Annotated in this window: 20 protein-coding genes; 13 read left to right on the top strand and 7 right to left on the bottom strand. The window is 63.2% G+C overall.

The genetic code is table 11. The features are described 5' to 3' along the window. Positions 1–22: 22 nt before the first annotated feature. The gene (locus Q7C30_RS08795) at positions 23–901 is read right to left on the bottom strand and encodes a LysR substrate-binding domain-containing protein (RefSeq protein WP_317871285.1); all 879 of its coding nucleotides are present in this window, start codon (positions 899–901) and stop codon (positions 23–25) included. Positions 902–1,002: 101 nt separating this feature from the next. Here Q7C30_RS08795 and Q7C30_RS08790 point away from each other — a divergent pair, with 101 nt between their 5' ends. From Q7C30_RS08790 to Q7C30_RS08770, 5 genes are all read left to right on the top strand, one after another. Continuing rightward, positions 1,003–1,758 (top strand): sulfite exporter TauE/SafE family protein, encoded by a 756-nt coding sequence (locus Q7C30_RS08790; protein ID WP_317871284.1) that lies wholly within the window; start codon positions 1,003–1,005, stop codon positions 1,756–1,758. Positions 1,759–1,806: 48 nt separating this feature from the next. Beyond that, entirely contained in the window at positions 1,807–2,352 is a 546-nt protein-coding gene (locus Q7C30_RS08785; protein ID WP_039575723.1) for a hypothetical protein, read from the top strand. 86 nt (positions 2,353–2,438) lie between these two features. Further along, positions 2,439–3,908 carry an IMP dehydrogenase gene (gene guaB / locus Q7C30_RS08780; RefSeq protein ID WP_039575726.1) on the top strand — a complete coding sequence of 490 codons (1,470 nt, stop codon included), beginning with the start codon at positions 2,439–2,441 and terminating at the stop codon, positions 3,906–3,908. Between the two features lie 132 nt (positions 3,909–4,040). Then, the gene (guaA, locus tag Q7C30_RS08775) at positions 4,041–5,618 is read left to right on the top strand and encodes a glutamine-hydrolyzing GMP synthase (protein ID WP_317871283.1); all 1,578 of its coding nucleotides are present in this window, start codon (positions 4,041–4,043) and stop codon (positions 5,616–5,618) included. Positions 5,619–5,902: 284 nt separating this feature from the next. Continuing rightward, complete coding sequence (locus Q7C30_RS08770; RefSeq protein ID WP_317871282.1) at positions 5,903–6,307, top strand: hypothetical protein; 405 nt, start codon at positions 5,903–5,905, stop codon at positions 6,305–6,307. Between the two features lie 187 nt (positions 6,308–6,494). On the opposite strand, the gene Q7C30_RS08765 is transcribed toward Q7C30_RS08770, so the two are convergent. After that, the gene (locus Q7C30_RS08765) at positions 6,495–8,792 is read right to left on the bottom strand and encodes an autotransporter domain-containing protein (RefSeq protein WP_317871281.1); all 2,298 of its coding nucleotides are present in this window, start codon (positions 8,790–8,792) and stop codon (positions 6,495–6,497) included. 386 nt (positions 8,793–9,178) lie between these two features. Between Q7C30_RS08765 and Q7C30_RS08760 the strand changes: the two genes are divergently transcribed. Together Q7C30_RS08760 and tadA are read left to right on the top strand one after the other, a co-directional pair. Beyond that, positions 9,179–10,561, top strand: a complete 1,383-nt coding sequence (locus Q7C30_RS08760) for a multicopper oxidase family protein (RefSeq protein WP_317871280.1) — start codon at positions 9,179–9,181, stop codon at positions 10,559–10,561. Next, positions 10,561–11,040, top strand: coding sequence for a tRNA adenosine(34) deaminase TadA (gene tadA / locus Q7C30_RS08755; RefSeq protein WP_317871279.1), 480 nt, complete (start codon positions 10,561–10,563; stop codon positions 11,038–11,040). Before Q7C30_RS08760 ends, tadA begins: the two co-directional genes overlap by 1 nt. A 12-nt stretch (positions 11,041–11,052) precedes the next feature. Here the strand turns inward: tadA and Q7C30_RS08750 are convergent, their stop codons facing one another. After that, positions 11,053–11,625 carry a L,D-transpeptidase family protein gene (locus Q7C30_RS08750; RefSeq protein WP_116887653.1) on the bottom strand — a complete coding sequence of 191 codons (573 nt, stop codon included), beginning with the start codon at positions 11,623–11,625 and terminating at the stop codon, positions 11,053–11,055. Between the two features lie 19 nt (positions 11,626–11,644). Next, positions 11,645–12,196: an NUDIX hydrolase gene (locus Q7C30_RS08745; RefSeq protein WP_317871278.1), complete on the bottom strand. Its 552-nt coding sequence runs from the start codon at positions 12,194–12,196 to the stop codon at positions 11,645–11,647. Positions 12,197–12,322: 126 nt separating this feature from the next. On the opposite strand from Q7C30_RS08745, the gene Q7C30_RS08740 reads away from it, so the two are divergent. The 5 genes from Q7C30_RS08740 (at position 12,323) to purT (ending at position 15,500) form a co-directional block, all read left to right on the top strand. Next, positions 12,323–12,922, top strand: coding sequence for a CoA pyrophosphatase (locus Q7C30_RS08740; protein ID WP_029613355.1), 600 nt, complete (start codon positions 12,323–12,325; stop codon positions 12,920–12,922). A gap of 44 nt (positions 12,923–12,966) precedes the next feature. Further along, complete coding sequence (locus tag Q7C30_RS08735; RefSeq protein WP_317871277.1) at positions 12,967–13,491, top strand: gamma carbonic anhydrase family protein; 525 nt, start codon at positions 12,967–12,969, stop codon at positions 13,489–13,491. Continuing rightward, positions 13,481–13,675 carry a DUF1289 domain-containing protein gene (locus Q7C30_RS08730; protein WP_317871276.1) on the top strand — a complete coding sequence of 65 codons (195 nt, stop codon included), beginning with the start codon at positions 13,481–13,483 and terminating at the stop codon, positions 13,673–13,675. The genes Q7C30_RS08735 and Q7C30_RS08730 overlap by 11 nt, the downstream gene beginning before the upstream one ends. A gap of 90 nt (positions 13,676–13,765) precedes the next feature. Beyond that, positions 13,766–14,233, top strand: a complete 468-nt coding sequence (locus Q7C30_RS08725) for a VUT family protein (protein ID WP_317871275.1) — start codon at positions 13,766–13,768, stop codon at positions 14,231–14,233. 85 nt (positions 14,234–14,318) lie between these two features. Continuing rightward, a complete protein-coding gene (purT, locus tag Q7C30_RS08720) occupies positions 14,319–15,500 on the top strand; it encodes a formate-dependent phosphoribosylglycinamide formyltransferase (protein ID WP_116887655.1) in 1,182 nt (393 codons plus the stop codon). Positions 15,501–15,654: 154 nt separating this feature from the next. Here the strand turns inward: purT and Q7C30_RS08715 are convergent, their stop codons facing one another. The 3 genes from Q7C30_RS08715 to ccsA form a co-directional block, all read right to left on the bottom strand. After that, the gene (locus Q7C30_RS08715) at positions 15,655–16,959 is read right to left on the bottom strand and encodes an MFS transporter (RefSeq protein WP_304483903.1); all 1,305 of its coding nucleotides are present in this window, start codon (positions 16,957–16,959) and stop codon (positions 15,655–15,657) included. A gap of 218 nt (positions 16,960–17,177) precedes the next feature. After that, a complete protein-coding gene (locus Q7C30_RS08710; protein ID WP_295484230.1) occupies positions 17,178–18,383 on the bottom strand; it encodes a transporter associated domain-containing protein in 1,206 nt (401 codons plus the stop codon). Between the two features lie 9 nt (positions 18,384–18,392). Continuing rightward, positions 18,393–19,202, bottom strand: coding sequence for a cytochrome c biogenesis protein CcsA (ccsA, locus tag Q7C30_RS08705; protein WP_029613350.1), 810 nt, complete (start codon positions 19,200–19,202; stop codon positions 18,393–18,395). A 273-nt stretch (positions 19,203–19,475) separates the two neighbouring features. On the opposite strand from ccsA, the gene ffh reads away from it, so the two are divergent. After that, positions 19,476–20,852, top strand: coding sequence for a signal recognition particle protein (ffh, locus tag Q7C30_RS08700; protein ID WP_029613349.1), 1,377 nt, complete (start codon positions 19,476–19,478; stop codon positions 20,850–20,852). Positions 20,853–21,048: the final 196 nt, after the last annotated feature.

Here is a 21,048-nt window from a genome sequence, read left to right as displayed (position 1 = left end):
TGGTGCCCTCCATCAGCCGACCTCACGCCGTCATCGCCGCCACGAACTGCCTCACCAGCACGCTCGAGTCAGCGCGACAGGCCAAGGCCACCGTGCTGTCACAGCGTGGTTTCAGTGTGATGAACTTCAGCGAAGCCGGGGCAATGTCGCGCATGCAGGCCGGCAACAGCGCCACGCCCAAACCGGCCTCGATCAATTGAAGCTGGGTGGTCTTGCGTGACACCACCTGGGCGGCCTTGGGAAAGAATCCTGCGTCCAGGCACAGCGAAGCCGACAAGTAACTCAGTCCGCCTCGATGCCGGTGGGGAACGGACACGAAGCGTTCGTCCTTCAAGCGCTCCAGCGCGACTTCAGACACGGCAGCCAGCGGATGCTCGGCCGCGACAGCCAGCAACAGCGGTTCGCTGAACAGCTCGTGCAGTTCGACGCCATCGTGCTGGCGCAGCACGGGCAGGCGCAGCAAGCCGATGTCCAGGCGTCCTTCGGCGATGTCCAGCAGTTGCGCCTCCGATGACTGCTGGGCGATTTCCAGGTTGACCTCTGGATGGTTTCGCAGATAGCTGCTCAGGCGCGTCAGCAGCTCGCCCGTGAGGGGGACGGTGCTGGAATGACTCAACTGCAGGCTGCCGCGCAGACCTTGTCCGACCTCCAGCGCCAGGCGCTGTGCGCTGTCCAGGTCTGCCAGGAGTTGCCGAGCCCGACCGAGAAACGCTTCGCCGGCCGGGGTCAATCGAGGCTGGCGTGCGGTGCGCTCGAACAGCGGTGTACCGAGATGTTGCTCCAGTTCCTTGATCTGGCGGCTCAAGGCCGATTGGGCGACGTACAGCCGCTCGGCAGCCGCCGTGAAGCTGCCGCTGTCGGCGATTTCCACGAAGTAGCGCAGTTGGCGGAGCGAGGTCATCCTTGATATGCCTTTTCGAGATGGGTATGGGGGTCAAGGCATATTAGTCGGCATGGCTTAAGGCTGGCTAACCTTGTGCTGTCTTTCCAGGAAACCTGCACATGGTCATTGCGCTTCCTTTTACAGGCTTGGAGTGGCTGCCGATCCTATTAGGCATTGCTGCCGCTTACGTCGTCTTTGGCATTGCCGGCTTCGGCACCGCGCTGATTGCCGGGCCGGTGTTGATCCATTTCATGCCGTTGTCGCGGATCATTCCGCTGCTGGTGTTGCTCGATTTCGTCGCCGCTTTCGGCAACCTGCTGCCGTCGCGACGTGATGTGGTGCGCAGCGAACTGCTGCGCCTGCTGCCGTGCATGGCGCTGGGCTGCACCTTGGGCGTGGCGTTCCTGCTGCACCTGAAGTCGGACCTGCTGCTCTTGCTCATGGGGCTGTTCGTCACCGCTTACGCGCTCTACAGCCTCTGCGTGAAGGCTCGCCCGCAGCGTCTGGCCGCCGCCTGGGCGGTGCCCATGGGGACGGTGGGTGGGCTGTTCGGGGCATTGTTCGGCAGTGGCGGCTTTCTCTATGCGATCTACCTCAGTGCGCGGCTGACGGCCAAGGAGCACGTGCGGGCGACGCAGAGCGCATTGATCAGTTGCAGCACCCTGGTGCGCCTGGCGCTGTTCCTGGTGGCCGGGGTGTATGCTGACAGTCGCTTGCTGTGGCTGGCGGTGTGCTTGCTGCCGGTGATGGCGATCGGCTTGTGGCTGGGGCGGCGCCTGAGCCTGCGCCTGTCCCGCGAGGCCTTCGTGCGTCTGGTCACCTGGTTGGTGCTGGCCAGTGGGCTGGCGCTGATCGGTCGCTACCTCACGGGCTGAGCAGGGCGTAGACTTGCGCGATCGCTACAGTTTCAGGCCTGACCCTTCATGAACATCCACAGCATCATTGTCCCCAAACTGTCCACCGTACCCGCGCACGAGGCCCGCGCCCGGGCCATCGTGCGCTGGCTGGTACGCGAGAAAATCGTCGAGGAACACCTGAGCACCTGCGGGCGCACCGGCAACCGCATGGGCCATGCATTGGCCGAGGGGGCACGCAAGGTGGCCCTGCACCCGGAGCGTCTGCCGTTCGGCGAGCCGGTCAATGGTCTGGAAGTGATGCTCAAGCGCTGCATCTATACCCCGACTGACGGCTTTCTGGAGGAAGCCGGCTGCCCTGAGTGTCGCCGCGAAGTGGGCGAACCGCTGTTCGAAAGCCTGGAGGAGTGGATGCCAGCGGTGAGTGACAACTTCACCTGCCCGCTGTGCGGCTTCGAGGACGACATCAACGGCTTCCTGTATCTGCAGCCGTGCGCGTTCTCCAACCTGGGCTTCATCTTCAACAACTGGGGCGAGGCCGGGTTCACCCAGGCTTTTCTCGACAACTTCGCCGACTGGCTGGATCAACCGGTGGCGGTGGTCAGGGTGGGCTGAGCGGTGAGGCCTGCTGCCCATTGAGCCCCGGGCCCTGCATGAGTATAATGGCGCGCTTCCATTTTTCCCGCCCGGGAGCCCCCGCGATGCTGCGTATCAGCCAAGAAGCCCTGACCTTCGACGACATTCTCCTTGTACCCGGTTATTCCGAGGTACTGCCCAATGAAGTCAGCCTCAAGACCCGATTGACCCGCGGCATCGAGCTGAACATCCCGCTGGTGTCCGCTGCCATGGACACCGTCACCGAAGCGCGCCTGGCCATCGCCATGGCCCAGGAAGGCGGCATCGGCATCATCCACAAGAACATGACCATCGAGCAGCAGGCCGGCGAAGTGCGCAAGGTCAAGAAGTTCGAGGCTGGCGTGGTCAAGGATCCGATCACCATCGAGGCCGACGCCACCGTGCGCGACCTGTTCGACCTCACCCGTCTGAACAACATCTCCGGTGTTCCAGTGCTGGAAAACGGTGATCTGGTGGGTATCGTCACCTCCCGCGACGTGCGCTTCGAATCGCGTCTGGACGCCAAGGTACGCGACGTGATGACGCCCAAAGAGCGTCTGGTCACCGTGCGTGAAGGCGCCGACAAGAACGAAGTCCGCGAGCTGCTGCACAAGCATCGTCTGGAAAAAGTACTGATCGTCGACGACAAGTTCGCCCTCAAGGGCATGATGACCGTCAAGGACATCGAAAAAGCCAAGGCCTACCCGCTGGCCAGCAAGGACGACCAGGGTCGCCTGCGCGTCGGCGCGGCGGTCGGCACCGGCAAGGACACCGGCGAGCGTGTCGCTGCGCTGGTGGCCGCTGGCGTCGACGTGGTGGTGGTCGACACCGCCCACGGCCACTCCAAGGGTGTGATCGAACGCGTTCGCTGGGTCAAGCAAACCTACCCGCAGGTGCAGGTGATCGGCGGCAACATCGCCACTGGCGCCGCCGCCAAGGCCCTGGCCGAAGCGGGCGCCGATGCGGTCAAGGTCGGTATCGGACCAGGCTCGATCTGCACCACCCGTATCGTCGCCGGTGTCGGCGTGCCGCAGATCAGCGCCATCGCCAACGTTGCCGCTGCGCTGGAAGGCACAGGCGTGCCGCTGATCGCCGACGGCGGTATCCGCTTCTCCGGTGACTTGTCCAAGGCCATCGTTGCCGGTGCTTCCTGCGTCATGATGGGTTCGATGTTCGCCGGTACCGAAGAGGCTCCAGGCGAAGTCGAGCTGTTCCAGGGACGTTCCTACAAGGCCTACCGCGGCATGGGCTCACTGGGTGCCATGGCGCAGGCGCAAGGCTCGTCCGACCGCTACTTCCAGGACTCCTCGGCCGGCGCCGAGAAGCTGGTGCCGGAAGGTATCGAAGGCCGGGTACCGTACAAGGGCGCCCTGGCCGCGATCATCCACCAGCTGATGGGCGGCCTGCGTTCGTCCATGGGCTACACCGGCAGCGCGACCATCGAAGAGATGCGCACCAAGCCTGAGTTCGTGCGCATCACCGGCGCTGGCATGGCCGAGTCCCACGTGCACGACGTGCAGATCACCAAGGAAGCGCCGAACTACCGGGTCGGCTGACCCCGGAAGCCGCGCCGCGCGGCTTCGCCACATGTGACAAACGATGGCTGCGTCGATGCAGCCATCGTGTTTTTCCCCCGATCAACTTGCAGCTTGCAGCTTCAAGCTCGCAGCTGAATCAGAGATTCCCCCATGGCCCTCGACATTCACGCTCACCGCATCCTGATCCTCGATTTCGGTTCCCAGTACACCCAGTTGATCGCCCGCCGTGTGCGCGAGATCGGCGTGTATTGCGAACTGCACCCGTTCGACATGGACGATGAGGCGATTCGCGAATTCAACCCACGCGGCATCATCCTCGCCGGTGGTCCCGAGTCGGTTCACGAAGCCAACAGCCCACGCGCGCCGCAGGCCGTGTTCGACCTGAAGGTGCCGGTGCTGGGCATCTGCTACGGCATGCAGACGATGGCCGAGCAGATGGGCGGCAAGGTCGCCGGCTCCGAGCTGCGTGAGTTCGGTTATGCCCGAGTCGATGTGGTCGGCAAGAGCCGCCTGCTCGACGGCATCGAAGACCATGTCGATGCCGACGGCGTGCTGGGGCTGGACGTGTGGATGAGCCACGGCGACAAGGTCACCCAGATGCCGGCCGACTTCCACGTGCTGGCCAGCACCCCGAGCTGCCCGATTGCTGGCATGTTCGACGACGCGCGCGGCTACTACGGCGTGCAGTTCCACCCGGAAGTGACCCACACCAAGCAGGGCGGTCGCATCCTGTCGCGTTTCGTCCAAGACATCTGCGGCTGCGAAGCCCTGTGGACGCCCTCCAACATCGTCGAAGACGCCATCGCTCAAGTGCGCGAGCAAGTGGGTTCGGCCAACGTCCTGCTGGGCCTGTCCGGCGGTGTCGACAGCTCGGTGGTCGCGGCGCTGCTGCACCGCGCCATCGGCGACCAACTGACGTGCGTGTTCGTCGACAACGGCCTGCTGCGCCTGCACGAGGGCGACCAGGTGATGGCCATGTTCAAGGAGAACATGGGCGTCAAGGTGATCCGCGCCGACGCTGAGCAGCAGTTCCTGGACAACCTGGCCGGCGAAGCCGATCCGGAGAAGAAGCGCAAGATCATCGGCCGCACCTTCATCGACGTGTTCGATGCCGAGGCCAGCAAGCTGCCCAACATCCAGTTCCTCGCCCAAGGCACCATCTACCCCGACGTGATCGAGTCGGCCGGCGCCAAGAGCGGCAAGGCCCACGTGATCAAGTCGCACCACAACGTCGGCGGCCTGCCGGAGGAAATGAACCTCAAGCTGGTCGAGCCGCTGCGCGAACTGTTCAAGGACGAAGTGCGCAAGATCGGCCTGGAGTTGGGCCTGCCGTACGACATGGTCTACCGCCACCCGTTCCCAGGCCCGGGCCTGGGCGTGCGCATCCTCGGCGAAGTGAAGAAGGACTATGCCGACATCCTGCGCCGCGCCGACCACATCTTCATCGAAGAACTGCGCAAGGCTGACTGGTACCACAAGACCAGCCAGGCCTTCGTCGTATTCCAGCCGGTGAAGTCGGTAGGCGTCGTCGGCGACGGCCGCCGCTACGCCTGGGTCGTTGCCCTGCGCGCGGTGGAGACCGTGGACTTCATGACCGCACGCTGGGCGCACCTGCCTTACGAGCTGCTGGAGACCGTGAGCGGGCGTATCATCAACGAGATCGAAGGCATCTCGCGGGTGACCTACGACGTGTCGAGCAAGCCGCCGGCGACGATTGAGTGGGAATGATCCCGCGTTCGGTTTAGACCGGTATCAAGTAGTAGAAGCGACACCCAAAGCCCGCGTCCCTGCGGGCTTTGGGTTTTTGGAAGTTGGGAATAAGTAACGCTGTGCAGTGTTTTTGATGCGTTATAGAATCACCGACTGTATTGAATACCACGAATGCAGTTTCCGCGAATGGCTAAACTACCTAACCCCAAAACACGGATAGCCTTAGGTGATTTACACTACGCTTGTCCGGCCAGTGCTCGCAGCTTGGGATGTACTCATGATGATGTATAAGGATGCCTAACATGTTTTACGTGCAGGATGCTGTGCTGGTGTTTGTTTTGCTTGGTATTCCCTATGCCTTTTTACTTAAAAAGGCGGGGCTCTCTCCGTATTGGTCGTTGATGTTCATGATTGTCCCATTCGGTATACCGGTGGGCGCATGGATTGGCTTCCCGATTCTCGCCCTCAGGGCATGGCCTTCCAGAAATGAATTACCCAATAGGTACTTCCTGGCCGTTCCTCAAAACGTCACGTTGGTCCTGCTCCACCTTGTGATGCCGATCTTTTCAATCTTTGTAATTCTCAAGAAGTCTGGCTACAGCGGATGGTGGTGTTTGACCGCTGTGATACCTCCAGCCGCTTTCATCATGCTCTGGGTCATTGCATTCAAGAAAAGAACAATGCAAGCACCCGTAGCGCCATGCTAGTGGGCTAGCGTCATTCGCTTTTTATGCCCTGTCTTAGAAGTGAGCTGAGCCCCATGTTTCGGGGTTCACGCGAACGTGGTGGGAGCGGCCTTGTGCCGCGAAAGGGCCGCGAAGCGGCCCCAGCATTCTTTGAGCGAACAGCATTACCGTAAATACGGGCTTCGTTGTTTCAGGCAAAGACGTTCAATCAGAAGTCATAACGCACATTGGCCATGAAACTGTTTGCGTCGAAACCACTGCGGGCCAGGTAGTTGTAACTTCCACCTACGCTCCATGCGCCCACGCGATAGGTCGCGCCGAGTCCCAGCTCGTAGCTGTCACGCGCCGGTGTGGCGCCGGTGGTGGTGAACGCGTTGCCGCCGAGCACGAAGGTCGAGGTGGTGCTGGCCTTGTCGCCGATGAAGTCGTGCCAAGCCATCAACTTGGCTTCCGGTTCCAGGCTGCCCACGCCCACGTCGAAGGCTGCCGCCAGGCGAGCGCCCAGGCCCATTTCGCCGATTTCATAGCGCTGGCTGCCGACTTTGAGGGCGGCCGAGCTGCCTTTTTCCCGGTACGAATCGATCGACACGTTGGCGTAGCGTGCCCCGACCTGCGGTTCCACAAGCCACTGCTTGTCGAGTTGGAAGCGGTAGCCGGCCAATGCATTGACGCCGAAGATCTCGCTGTCGTAGTCGGCTTTGGCGCGGGTGCCAGCAATGTAGCGTTTGGACTCGTTGTCGTTCCAGCCATACATCAGCGAGGTGTCGACGAAGACGTTGCCGCGCGTCCAGTTGCCGTACAAGGTCAGGGCATGGCCGCTGACATCGGTTTTGCGGCCGAGGTCGGATTTGACGTTGCTGGTCAGGTAGCTGTAGGCCAGGCCCAGGGTGGTGTCGGCATTGAGCTTGCCATCGGCACCCAGGGCGATGCCCTTGGTCTTGGCGTCGTAGCCCTGGACGCCGTGGCGGTTGTCCTGGTTGGCATCGCTGGACAGCGCTTGCAGCCAGGCGCCTTGCTCTGCCAGTACGTCACCGGAAGACAGGCCGCTACGCGCTTTGCTGGCGCGCGCGTGAATGGCATTGGCCACCAGGTTCTGACTGTCGGTGGCGGCGTTGATCACGCCACGGCTGACGTCCGGCGTCAGGGTTTCGGCCAGTTGGGCGAGTTCGGCGTTGCTGGCGGCGCTGGCGAAACGCTGGAAGACCGGGTCGCTTTCGGCGATCTGGCCCATGATCGTGTTCTTCAGCGGATTCACGGCGTTGACCGCGTTGTCCGAACCGCTGGCCTCCACCACGTTCTGTGCGACCTCCTCATCGCTGCGGGTGGTCACCAATGCTTTGACGTCCTGGCCTTCGATACCGAAGTTCTTGACTTCGAGCAGGGCCGACGACGACACCACCGAGAGGTTCTGTTGTTCTTCCCAGGTGCCGGAATTGATCAGCGTGTAGCGTGTGCCTTGGGCGGATGTGCGGAAATCGTCAGAGCGCGCTTGCAGCTCAACCTGGCTGCCTTTGGAGAAGTAGGTATTGCCGGTGACTTTCAGGATCGGCGTGTTGGGCTGTGTGTCGTTGTCCAGCAACAGGCGCAGGCGTGCGGTGTCGCTGTCCAGGTCGAGGTCGCCGACGATCGTGGTCTGTGGGCGCAGCAGCGTCAGGCGGCCCCCGTCGATATCGACGAAGCCGCTGCGAATGGTCGAGCCATCGAACTGTGCATCGCCTTTGACCAGGACACCGCCCAGGCCCTGCAGGTCTCCCTTCACTTGGCCGCCGCGCCAGTAAAAGTAGGTATTAGGTGCATCGTCGTCGGCCAGAATCGCTGCGACGCCGCCTTCGATCAGGCCGCTGGTCTGGGTGATGCTGAGCAGGTTGCCGGGGGTGCTGGCATCGATGACGTGGATACCTACACCGTCGGCTGAAATAGTCCCACTGTTGTTGACGTCGGACTGATAAGGAGAGCCCGGCGCGTTACCGGTGAATTGGGCTTTCTCGAGCACGATGCCCTCAGCGTCGGTGCCACGTGCCGTTATGGTGCCGGTGTTGTTGATGCGCGCTTGAGTCGAGCTGATCCACATGCCTTCGGCCTCTTCACCCGTGACGGTGATATTGCCGGAGTTATTCACCTCGCCTGCGATCTTGGTCCGATACATTTGCAGACCGCCGCCGAGATCACCGCTCACCGTGATGTCACCCTGGTTGATCACGTCGCCAGCGATGTTGGCGTACAAGCCGTCGATCGAGATTCCTGCTGCGAATCCTTTTGAGCTATCTGCTCGGTTGATTGTGCCTCGGTTTATTACGTTACCTGCCAGGGTGACGTCATTAAACCTAACCCCTGCGTTCTGGGAGGTGCCGGTGAAGGTGGCATTATTGAAAACTTCACCGGTACTAAGGTAGCCCCCAGTACTCAGATCGTGATTCAGATTGTTCAGGGTTGCAGCTTGGAGTGGGGCAACGACAGCCGCCACGGAGAGCGCCAACAGTGAGCGGCGCAGAGGGGAAATAGTCAAAGCAGTATCCTTACAGGCAGAGACTGGCAGGGAACGATCCGCATTGGCGTCTACTGTTGGCATCCCTGCCAGCTTTTCAGTGAGTGCTGAATCAAGCGCGCGTGAATTTACACGAACGAAGATGGCAATTAACCACTATCCATTCAGCGCGCGGCCAGATATTTCAGAAATGCGACACAGGTCCTTCATTTCGATTCGGTGCGCTCAGAAACCCATGGCGTTTCGCGCCACCGACGCCACGTTTCTTCCCAGCCTCGATCAGGGCTGGCTCGGCTACCGCGCGACAATCGCGCACTTAATCTTTCTCAGTTGCAGGTGTATCGTATTCGCCCTTCCGTCACTGGCCGATAATGGCCATTTGATTGCGCTACGAGGTACCTGCACCGATGTCCTTTACCCGTCGACAAATGCTCAAAGGCCTGACCGGTCTCGTGGTGGTTGGCCTGGGCGCCGGAGGTGCGGCGCGTTACTGGCTGGGCAAGGTCGAAGACGAAAATGCCGGGCACGACTACGAGCTGATCGCCGCCCCCCTGGACGTCGAACTGGTCCCGGGCTTCAATACCGAAGCCTGGGCCTTCGGGCCTTCGGCGCCGGGCACCGAGCTGCGGGTGCGCCAGGGAACCTGGCTGCGGGTGCGCTTCATCAATCACCTGCCGGTGGAAACCACCATCCATTGGCACGGCATTCGTCTGCCGCTGGAAATGGATGGCGTGCCCTACGTGTCGCAACTGCCGGTCAAGCCGGGTGAGTTCTTCGACTACAAGTTCCGCGTGCCGGATGCCGGCAGCTACTGGTATCACCCGCATGTCAGCAGTTCCGAAGAGCTGGGCCGCGGCCTGGTGGGGCCGTTGATTGTCGAGGAACGCGAGCCCACCGGCTTTCTTCACGAGCGCACGCTGAGCCTGAAAACCTGGCACGTGGACGAGCAGGGCGCCTTCATGCCCTTCAGCGTACCGCGCGAGGCGGCGCGCAATGGAACGGCCGGGCGGCTGATCACCATCAACGGCCAGGCCGAGGCGGTCACCGAGCTGCCGGCCGGGCAAGTCGTGCGCGTGCGGCTGCTCAATCTGGACAACACCTGGACCTATCGCATCAACCTCAAGGGTAATTGCGAGGCCAAGGTCTACGCCCTCGATGGCAACCCGGTCACGCCGAGACCGCTGGAGGACGAGTACTGGCTCGGCCCCGGCATGCGCATCTGCCTGGCCATTCGCATTCCCGAGGCGGGCGAGGAAATCTCGTTGCGTGATGGTTTCGTGCGTCTCGGTACGCTGCGTTCGGTGGCCAGCAGTGAGGCCCCAGGCGACTGGCCCGAAGCCCTGCCGCCCAATCCCATCGCCGAGCCGGATCTGGAAAACGCCGAGAAGCTCAACTTCAATTTCGAGTGGGCAGGCAAGGTCTCGGTGGACACCGACAACGGCAGGCCACCGAGCCTCTGGCAGATCAACGGGCAGGCCTGGGACATCACCGACAAGACCTGCGCCGACCGTCCCATCGCCACGCTGAAAAAGGGCAAGAGCTATATCTTCGAGCTGAAGAACATGACCCAGTACCAGCACCCGATCCATCTGCACGGCATGAGCTTCAAGGTGATCGCCTCCAATCGGCACAAGATCACCGAGCCCTGGTTCACCGATACCTACCTGCTGGGCCGCAACGAACGTGCCCAAGTGGCCTTGGTGGCGGATAACCCCGGCACCTGGATGTTCCATTGCCATGTGATCGACCACATGGAAACCGGCCTGATGGCCGCGATTGCGGTGGTGTGATGCGTCCGCGGATCATCGATCGCAGCCGCGACGAGGAATTCATGCGCCTGGCGCTGACGCTCGCGGCCCAGGGCGCGGCGCTGGGCGAGGTGCCGGTGGGGGCGGTGCTGGTGCAGCACGGCGAGGTGCTGGGCCAGGGCTTCAATCGACCCATCATCGACAGCGATCCCAGTGCCCATGCCGAGATGATCGCCATCCGCGCGGCGGCGCGGGCGGCGAACAACTACCGGCTGCCGGGCAGCACCCTGTATGTGACCCTCGAACCGTGCAGCATGTGCGCTGGGCTGATCGTCCATTCGCGCATCGAGCGGGTGGTGTTCGGCGCGCTCGAACCCAAGGCTGGCGTGGTGCAGAGCCAGGGCCAGTTCTTCACCCAGGGTTTTCTCAACCACCGGGTGCTGTTCGAGGGCGGGGTGCTGGCCGAGGCGTGCGGGGCGATCCTCAGCGAATTCTTCAAGGCCCGACGGGCGAAGGGCTGACGCAGGTGGCCGTCAGGGACGGATCTCGATCATGGTGCCGTCCTTGACCATGCTCCACACTTCGCGCATGTCGGCGTTGCGCATGGCGATGCAGCCCTCGGTCCAGTCCAGGGTATGGAAGTACCACTCCGGGTACTCGTCGTTGATCGGCGTGCCGTGGATCATGATCATGCTGCCGGCGTTCACCCCGTCACGGCGTGCCTTGGCGGCATCGCTGATGTTCGGGTAGGAAATGTGCATCGCCAGGTTGTAACGGTCGCTGGCCTTGCGCCAGTCGAGCCAGTAGAAACCTTCGGGGGTGCGCTTGTCGCCCTCGCGCTCCTTGGCGCCCTTGGGCTGCTTGCCCAGGGAGATGCGGTAGGTCTTGAGCGGCTCGCCGCGGCTGATCAGTTGCAGGCGACGTTCGGACTTGAGCACCAGCACCTTGTCGATCAACGGCTGGCTCGCACTGCGCGGCGGCAAGACGTGTGGCTGCGCAACCGGCGGCGTGTTCGCGGACGCAGGCTTGCGGATGATGGTTTCGGTGAACGCAGCCTGCGATACCGAGGCCACGCACAGGCAGAAGAGGGCAAGCAAGCAACGCATCACACGTATCCTGAAAGAGCTAGTTGGACGACGACACCAGCATCGGCGGCAGCGATTCATGCCCCAAGGGGAAATGCTGCCTGATGCGGTCGCGATAGTAGCATTCTAGTGTCCTGCTCACGGTGCGAAAAGCCAGCGCGTCCCAGGGGATTTCGTGTTCCTCGAACAGTCGCACCTCCAGGCTCTCGACGCCGACGGCGAAATCCAGGTCGGCCAGTTCGGCGCGGAAGAACACATGCACCTGGTTGATGTGCGGCAAGTCGAACAACTGATAGAGGGTAGTCGGGCCGACCCGCGCGCAGGCTTCCTCGACGGTTTCGCGACGGGCGGCCTGATCGAGCGTCTCGCCGTTTTCCATGAAGCCGGCCGGCAAGGTCCAGAAGCCGCGACGCGGTTCGATGGCGCGGCGGCACAGCAGCACCTGCGTGCCACAGGTCGGCAGCACCCCGGCGACGATGTTGGGGTTCTGGTAATGAATGGTGTGACAGGCCGGGCAAACATAGCGCAGCCGGCTGTCGCCCTCGGGAATCTGTTGAATGACCGGGTTGCCGCACGCACTGCAGAATTTCATGCTGATCGTCCTGTGTGGGTGGCTATCTTGGCGCGGCCTGGTGGGTTGCCGCAAGCGGCCAGGGCTTGGGTGCTCCCGGGCTTTTGGTGCATCATGCCGGGTAGGCTTTGGAATCGAGAGTGCGCGATGCTGGACGAGCTTCTTCGCCGTATGAGCAACCATATCCCCGTGCCCCTGGAGGCGGACCGCCGTTTTCCGGAGGCGGCGGTGCTGTTGCCCATCACCCGCAGCGAAGAGCCCGAGCTGGTCCTGACCTTGCGCGCCCAGGGCCTGTCGACCCATGGCGGCGAAGTGGCCTTTCCAGGTGGAAGGCGCGACCCCGAGGACCCTGACCTGGTCTTCACCGCCTTACGTGAGGCCGAAGAAGAAATCGGCCTGCCGCCCGGCTTGGTGGAAGTGCTGGGTCCGCTGAGCCCGCTGGTTTCCCTGCATGGCTTGAAGGTAACGCCGTTCGTCGGCGTGATTCCGGATTACGTCGAATACCGCGCCAACGATGCCGAGATCGCTGCGGTGTTCACGGTGCCGCTGTCGTTCTTTCGCCAGGACCCTCGCGATCACACCCACCGTATCGACTACCAGGGCCGCAGTTGGTACGTGCCCAGCTACCGCTATGGCGACTACAAGATCTGGGGCTTGTCGGCGATCATGATCGTCGAACTGGTCAACCTGCTGTTCGACGCCGGCATCAGCTTGCACCGGCCGCCCGAGCGTTTCATCGAGCACTGAGCGGGGTCCACCCGCCAACCGCAGCCAATCGTGAGGAAGCACATATGAAATACCGCCTGGGCGACCTGCGCGTCGAAGCCCATCCCAGCAGTTGGGCCGCGCCCACCGCCACGTTGATCGGCAAGGTGCGCCTGCAGGCGCGGGCCAGTGTCTGGTTCGGTGCCGTGCTGCGTGGCGACAACGAGCTGATCGACATCGGCGAGGACAGCAACGTCCAGGACGGTACGGTGATGCACACCGACCTGGGCTCGCCGCTGACCCTGGGCAAGGGTGTGACCATCGGCCATAACGCCATGCTGCATGGCTGCAGCGTCGGCGACTACAGCCTGATCGGCATCAACGCGGTAATTCTTAACGGCGCGCGCATCGGTCGACACTGCATCATCGGCGCCAACGCACTCATCCCCGAGGGCAAGGAAATTCCCGACGGCTCGCTGGTGATGGGCTCGCCGGGCAAGGTGGTGCGCGAGCTCACCGAGCAGCAGAAGCGCATGCTTGAGGCCAGCGCTGCGCATTACGTGCACAACGCCGAGCGTTATGGGCGCGAGTTGGTGCTCGATGAAGACTGACGAGCGGCCGGTCGGCTCACCCTGCGTCAACGTCTGCGCCCTGGACGAGCAGGACATTTGCACGGGTTGCCAGCGTACCGTGGCGGAAATCAGCCAATGGACACGCCTGGACAACGACCAGCGCCGGGCAGTGCTGGTGCGTTGTCACGAGCGGGCGCTGGCGGCGGGCCTGGTCATCGGTTGAGCGTGTCTGCGGGCGGGGTTGCGCAGCAGCGGGTTTACCGGCGATTCACTCCCCGCTAATCTGTCCGGCTTGCCCACAGAATCTCCAATCATGTTCTATCTCATCGCCTACATCAGCAGCGTGGTGCTGATCAACTACGCCTTCTCCAGTGCGCCGCACCTGGACGTGATCTGGTCCGCCTGGGGCGGGCTGGTGTTCATCCTGCGCGACATGGTCCAGACCCGCTTCGGCCATGGTGCCCTGATCGCCATGCTGGTCGCGCTGGTGCTGTCCTACGCCACCTCCGAACCGGCCATCGCCCTGGCCAGTGCCACGGCGTTCTTCGTGTCCGAGCTGATCGACTGGCTGGTGTTCAGCATCACCCGCAGGCCACTGCGCGATCGCCTCTGGCTGAGCTCGGCCCTGAGCATTCCGGTGGACACGTTCATCTTCTTCGGCATGATCGGCGCACTCACTCCAGCGGTGATCGGCACGGCCATGACCTCCAAGTTCGCCGGGGTGACCGCAGTCTGGCTGATCATGGCCTGGCGTGCTCGCCGCTTGCTGGCAGCAGGTTGAAGTGCACACGATTGATGTAGAATACCGGTCCTTTTTCAGCGGGCAGCCCCTGCCGGCGCGCCCCGGACGCCTACGAGGACCTGAAATGACCCGTATCGGAACCCCATTGTCGCCCACCGCGACCCGCGTACTGCTGTGTGGCTGCGGCGAGCTGGGCAAGGAAGTGGTGATCGAGCTGCAGCGCCTGGGCGTCGAAGTGATTGCCGTGGACCGTTACGCCAATGCGCCGGCCATGCAGGTGGCCCACCGTAGCCACGTGATCAACATGCTCGATGGCGTCGCCCTGCGCGCTGTGATCGAAGCGGAAAAACCGCATTACATCGTGCCGGAGATCGAAGCCATCGCCACGGCCACGCTGGTGGAGCTGGAAAACGAAGGCTTCAACGTGGTGCCGACGGCCCGCGCCACCCAGTTGACCATGAACCGCGAAGGCATCCGCCGCCTGGCCGCCGAAGAGCTGGAGTTGCCGACCTCGCCGTATCACTTCGCCGATACCTATGAAGACTTCGCCAAGGGCGTGGCCGATGTGGGCTATCCGTGCGTGGTCAAGCCGGTCATGAGCTCGTCGGGCAAAGGCCAGAGCTTGCTGCGCAGCGATGCCGACCTGCAGAAAGCTTGGGATTACGCCCAAGAGGGCGGCCGTGCCGGCAAGGGCCGGGTAATCGTCGAGGGCTTCATCGATTTCGAGTATGAAATTACCCTGCTGACTGTCCGACACGTCGGCGGGACCACGTTCCTCGCGCCAGTCGGCCACCGTCAGGAGAAGGGCGACTATCAGGAGTCCTGGCAGCCCCAGGCCATGAGCCCGAAGGCCTTGGCCGAGTCGCAGCGCGTAGCGCAGGCGGTCACCGATGCGCTGGGCGGTCGTGGTCTGTTCGGGGTCGAGCTGTTCGTCAAGGGCGATCAGGTGTGGTTCAGCGAAGTGTCGCCGCGCCCTCACGACACCGGCCTGGTCACTCTGATTTCCCAGGATTTGTCGCAGTTCGCCCTGCATGCTCGCGCTATCCTGGGCCTGCCAATTCCGGTGGTCCGCCAGTTCGGCCCGTCGGCCTCGGCGGTGATCCTGCCGGAAGGTCAGTCGCAGCAGACCGCGTTCGCCAACCTTGGCGCCGCGCTGAGCGAGCCCGACACCGCCATTCGCCTGTTCGGCAAGCCGGAAATCAACGGCACCCGACGCATGGGCGTGTGCCTGGCACGCGACGAGTCGATCGAAGCCGCCCGCGCCAAGGCCACCCGCGCCGCCCAGGCAGTCCACGTCGACTTTTAAACCACGAGCGGCAAGCTACAAGCCGCAAGCTACAAGCTACAAGCTACAAGCGGCAAGAAAGAGCGATCCGCGGCGGGTGCGGATCCTCTTGCAGCTTGCAGCTTGTAGCTTGCCGCTTGCCGCTTGCCGCTTGCAACTGGCCGCAGGCCCAGGCTTAAAGCTGCGTCTGCCGGGTCTCCTTCAGGCACAGTACCGCGATCACGCTGATGAGCGCGGCTGCCGACACATACCCGCCTACCCAACTCAATCCACCCAGGCTCACCAGCTTCTGGGCGAAGAATGGCGCGGCCGAGGCGCCGACGATGCCGCCCAGGTTGTAGGCCGCCGAGGCGCCGGTGTAGCGCACGTGGGTGGGGAACAGCTCTGGCAGCAAGGCCCCCATCGGTGCGAAGGTCACGCCCATCAGGAACAGCTCGAGGGCCAGGAACAGCGCCACGCCGGTCGTGGAGCCAGAGGTCAGCAGCGGCTCCATGGTGAAACCCGACGCGATCGCCAGCAGTCCGCCGACCACCAACACCGGCTTGCGCCCGTAGCGATCGCTGAGCCAGGCCGACAGCGGCGTGGCCAGGGCCATGAACACCACGGCGAAGCACAGCAGGCCGAGGAAGGTCTCGCGGCTGTAGCCCAGCGTCGAGACGCCATAGCTGAGCGAGAACACCGTGGAGATGTAGAACAGTGCGTAGCACACCACCATCGCCGCCGCGCCGAGCAGGGTGGGGCGCCAGTGGTGGGCGAACAGGTCGACCACCGGCATCTTCACCCGCTCGTGACGCGCCACGGCCTTGGCGAACACTGGGCTTTCCTCGAGCTTGAGTCGTACATAGAGACCGACCAGCACCAGCGCCGCGCTGAGCAGGAAGGGAATGCGCCAGCCCCATTCACGGAATTGCTCGTCGCTGAGCAGCAAGGCCAGTGTCAGGAACAGGCCATTGGCGGCCAGGAAACCGATCGACGGCCCGAGCTGGGGAAACATGCCGAACCAGGCGCGCTTGCCTTCAGGCGCATTCTCGGTGGCCAGCAGCGCCGCGCCGCCCCATTCCCCGCCCAGCCCCAGGCCCTGGCCGAAGCGCAGTACACAGAGGATGATCGGTGCCCACACGCCGATGCTGTCGTAGCCAGGCAGCACGCCGATCAGGGTGGTCGATACGCCCATCAGCAGCAGCGAGGCCACCAGCGTCGACTTGCGTCCAATACGGTCGCCGAAGTGGCCGAACAGGGCCGAGCCCAGCGGGCGGGCGAGAAAGGCGATGCCGAAGGTGAGAAAGGCCGCCAGCATCTGCGCGGTGCCTGAGCCTGAGGGGAAGAATACCGGGCCGATGACCAGTGCCGCGGCAGTCGCATAGACGTAGAAATCGTAGAACTCGATGGCGGTGCCGATGAAGCTGGCGGTCGCCACGCGGGCAGGTGAGTTGACCGGAGTCGCCGAGGCAGGCTCGGCGTAGGTGCTGCTGGTTGTCATGCGAAAGTCCCTGAGCAGTCGTTCGCGAGGCTGCACGCGCAGGCCACCGCGTATTATTGTGGTTCGCCAGGCTGACGAAGACCCAGGGATGGCAGGGTGCGGATGCTGTTCGGGATAGGTGGCAGGACCGCAGGCTCGTCAGCAGCGGACTGGCCGTGAGCCGCCGATGCGGATAGCGGGCGGGACGGCAGGGCTGGGTAAGCGTGGGCCGAGTATAGCTAGCGAGTGACGGCCCAGACCAGCACCTTGCTCGCACAGTTGTCTTCGATTTCGAGGATCTCCAGGCGATAGCGACCAATCTTCAGGCAGACCGCGCTGGGGGGAATGCTTTCCAGGGCTTCGGTGACCAGGCCGTTGAGGGTTTTCGGGCCGCCGTCGCAGGGCAGGTGCCAGCCAAGACTGCGGTTGAGCTCGCGCAACGAAGCGGTGCCGTCGATGACGAAGCGGCCATCGACCTGCGGGTGAATGTGCGGATTGTCCAGACCCTGCTCTTCCTCGAACTCGCCGACGATTTCTTCGAGGATGTCTTCGAGCGTCACCAGGCCCAGCACCTCGCCATATTCGTCCACCACCACACCCATGCGCCGCTGCTGCTTGTGGAAATTCAGCAATTGCAGATGCAGGGGCGTGCTTTCGGGGACGAAATAGGGGTCGTAGCAGGCGCTCTTCAGGCTCTCCAGGGTCAGCTCGGCGCTGGCCAGCAAGTGACTGATGAGCTTGGTGTTGAGGATGGCTTCGACCTGATTGATGTCGTTGTGATAGACCGGCAGCCGCGTGTGGCGGCTGACAATCAATTGCCGGACGATCTGTTCGAGCGGGTCGTCGAGGTTGATGCCATCGACTTCGTTGCGTGGCACCAGGATGTCGTTGACAGTGATCTTGTCCAACGCTTGCAAGCCCTCGGCCAGGCCCTGGCGGGGGGCTTCGTGGGGCTCGTGTTCGTCGAAACGCTCCTCGTCCTGTGGGTGCAGGGCGACGGCGGCAGGCTGTACACGGAACGGGCGCAAAATGAGCTTGGCCATCCCGTCTAGCAGGCAGGCCAGTGGCTGCAGCAGCGTCAGTGGCAGTTTCAGCAGGCTGGCGCCGAGGCTGACGAAGGCTTGGGGGTTACGCCGGGCCAGGCGGCGCGGCAGGTACTCGGCCAGCACCAGCAGCGCCAGCGTGGCGCCGAGTCCGCCCAGCCAAAACCCGTGTTCGCCGCTATGGCGCTGGCCGATCAGGCAGGCCAGGCCCAGGACCAGCAATCGGCCCAGGCTGGCGCATAGCACCAAGGCCTGGGCGGGCAGGGCAGGGGCTGGCATGTCGTTGTGGCGGGGCTGGCCAAGCAGGTGCTGGCGGGCGGCGTCGACGGCGCTGAACAGCGCCGACCACAGCAGCGCCAGTGTCAGGGTGCCGAGCAGAGGGGCATACGGCAGAGTGTTCATGACCGCTCGTCAGATGTGCAGGATGAATTCACGAACCAGCTTGCTGCCGAAATAGGCCAGCATCAGCAGGCAGAAACCGGCCAGTGTCCAGCGGATTGCCTTGTGTCCGCGCCAGCCCAGGCGGGTGCGTCCCCACAGCAGCACGCTGAACACGATCCACGCCAGGCACGACAACGAGGTCTTGTGCACCAGGTGCTGGGCGAACAGGTTGTCCAGGAACAGCCAGCCGGAAATCAGCGACAGCGACAGCAAGATCCACCCGGCCCAGAGGAAGCCGAACAGCAGGCTTTCCATGGTCTGCAGCGGCGGGAAGTTACGGATCAGTCCGGAAGGGTGCTTGTGCTTGAGCTGATGATCCTGCAACAGCAACAGCAGCGACTGCACCACGGCGATGGTGAACAGGCCGTAGGCGAGGATCGACAACAGGATGTGCGCAAGGATGCCGGGCTCTTCGTTGACCAGTGGCACCGTACCGGCCGGCGCGAACTGCGACAGCAACGCAGTGATGGCGCCGAGCGGGAACAGCAGGACCAGCAGGTTCTCCACCGGAATGCTCAGGCAAGCCAGCAAGGTGAGTGCGATGACCGCCGTGGCGATCAGGCTGGCCGCACTGAAGAAGTCGAGGCTCAGCCCCAGCGGGGTGAGCAACTGGAAGAACAAGGCGCTGCCTTGGGCAAGCACGGCGACCACGCCCAGCAAGCCGAGCAGCCGTTTGTCCGCTTTGTTGCCCTGTGCCAGGCGCGTGCCCTGATGGACGGTCGCGGCGATGTAGAGAATGGCTGCGATCAGGTTGGGGATGAGGCTGGGTGAGGAGAGCATAGGTCCTGGGAGGCGAGCCCTTAAAGGAGGGGAGTTTCGCACCGTCAAGCTGCAAGCTGCAAGCTGCAAGCTTCAAGAAGCCGCGGGCTTCAAGCGTGGAGCGGCAAGCAGGAGCGGATCGCGCCAAACTCGCTTGCCGCTTGCCGCTTGCCGCTTGCCGCTTCGCGCCTTCGTCGCTCTCCGTTATACTGCCCGGCTTGCTGTGCCCTCGGCGTGCGATGTTTGCCGGGGCGCCTGAACAACCTCGGCTTCACTGGGCCTGAAAGGATCACCATGTTCGAAAACCTGACCGACCGTCTGTCACAGACGCTGCGCCATGTCACCGGCAAGGCCAAGCTGACCGAAGAGAACATCAAGGACACCCTGCGCGAAGTGCGCATGGCCCTGCTCGAGGCCGATGTCGCCCTGCCGGTGGTCAAGGACTTCGTCAACAGCATCAAGGAACGTGCAGTCGGCACCGAAGTGTCGCGCAGCCTCACCCCGGGCCAGGCTTTCGTGAAGATCGTCCAGGCCGAGCTCGAAAGCCTGATGGGCGCGGCCAACGAAGACCTGGCGCTCAATGCAGCCCCGCCGGCCGTGGTGCTGATGGCCGGTCTGCAAGGTGCGGGCAAGACCACCACTGCCGGCAAGCTGGCGCGCTTTCTCAAGGAGCGCAAGAAGAAGAGCGTGATGGTGGTGTCCGCCGACGTCTACCGTCCCGCGGCGATCAAGCAGCTCGAAACCCTGGCCAACGACATCGGCGTAACTTTCTTCCCGTCCGATATCAGCCAGAAGCCGGTGGATATCGCCGAGGCGGCGATTCGCGAAGCCAAGATCAAGTTCATCGACGTGGTCATTCTCGACACCGCCGGTCGTCTGCACATCGACGCCGACATGATGGACGAGATCAAGGCCCTGCATGCCGCGGTCAAGCCGGTGGAAACCCTGTTCGTGGTCGACGCCATGACCGGCCAGGACGCCGCCAACACCGCCAAGGCGTTCGGCGAAGCGCTGCCGCTGACCGGCGTGGTGCTGACCAAGGTCGACGGTGACGCCCGCGGCGGTGCCGCGCTGTCGGTGCGTGCCATTACCGGCAAGCCGATCAAGTTCATCGGCATGGGCGAGAAGAGCGAGGCGCTCGAGCCGTTCCATCCCGACCGCATCGCTTCGCGCATCCTCGGTATGGGCGATGTGCTCAGCCTGATCGAGCAGGCCGAGCAGAACATCGACAAGGCCAAGGCCGACAAACTCGCCAAGAAGCTGAAGAAGGGCAAGGGCTTCGACCTCGAAGACTTCCGCGACCAGCTGCAGCAGATGAAGAACATGGGCGGCCTGGGCGGCTTGATGGACAAGCTGCCGAGCATCGGCGGGGTCAATCTGTCGCAGATGGGCAATGCCCAGGGCGCGGCCGAGAAGCAGTTCAAGCAGATGGAAGCGATCATCAATTCCATGACCCCGGCCGAGCGCCGCGATCCCGACCTGATCAGCGGGTCGCGCAAGCGTCGCATCGCCATGGGTTCCGGCACCCAGGTGCAGGACATCGGCCGGCTGATCAAGCAGCACAAGCAGATGCAGAAGATGATGAAGAAATTCTCCGCCAAAGGCGGCATGGCCAAGATGATGCGCGGCCTGGGCGGGATGCTGCCCGGTGGCGGCATGCCGAAACTGTAAGGAATCCGATCGGCTGCTCGCCTCGCGAGGCAGCCGATCCGACCCCGCTTCGGCGGGAAAACCGGCCGCCTCAGCGCGGCTTAACCGGCAGGTCTGGCCGGCATTGCAAGGCTTTTGCGAAAAAGCCATTTGCAAATGTCCGTGTATTCCCCGAGAATATGCGGCCTTTTGGGCACCCGTGTGCCTATTTGGCATT

Source organism: Pseudomonas sp. RAC1 (genome assembly GCF_030658255.1).
Lineage (GTDB): Bacteria > Pseudomonadota > Gammaproteobacteria > Pseudomonadales > Pseudomonadaceae > Aquipseudomonas > Aquipseudomonas boreofloridensis.
The sequence above is the reverse complement of the archived record's forward strand: the minus strand, read 5'-3'. Positions and strand labels throughout refer to the sequence as shown.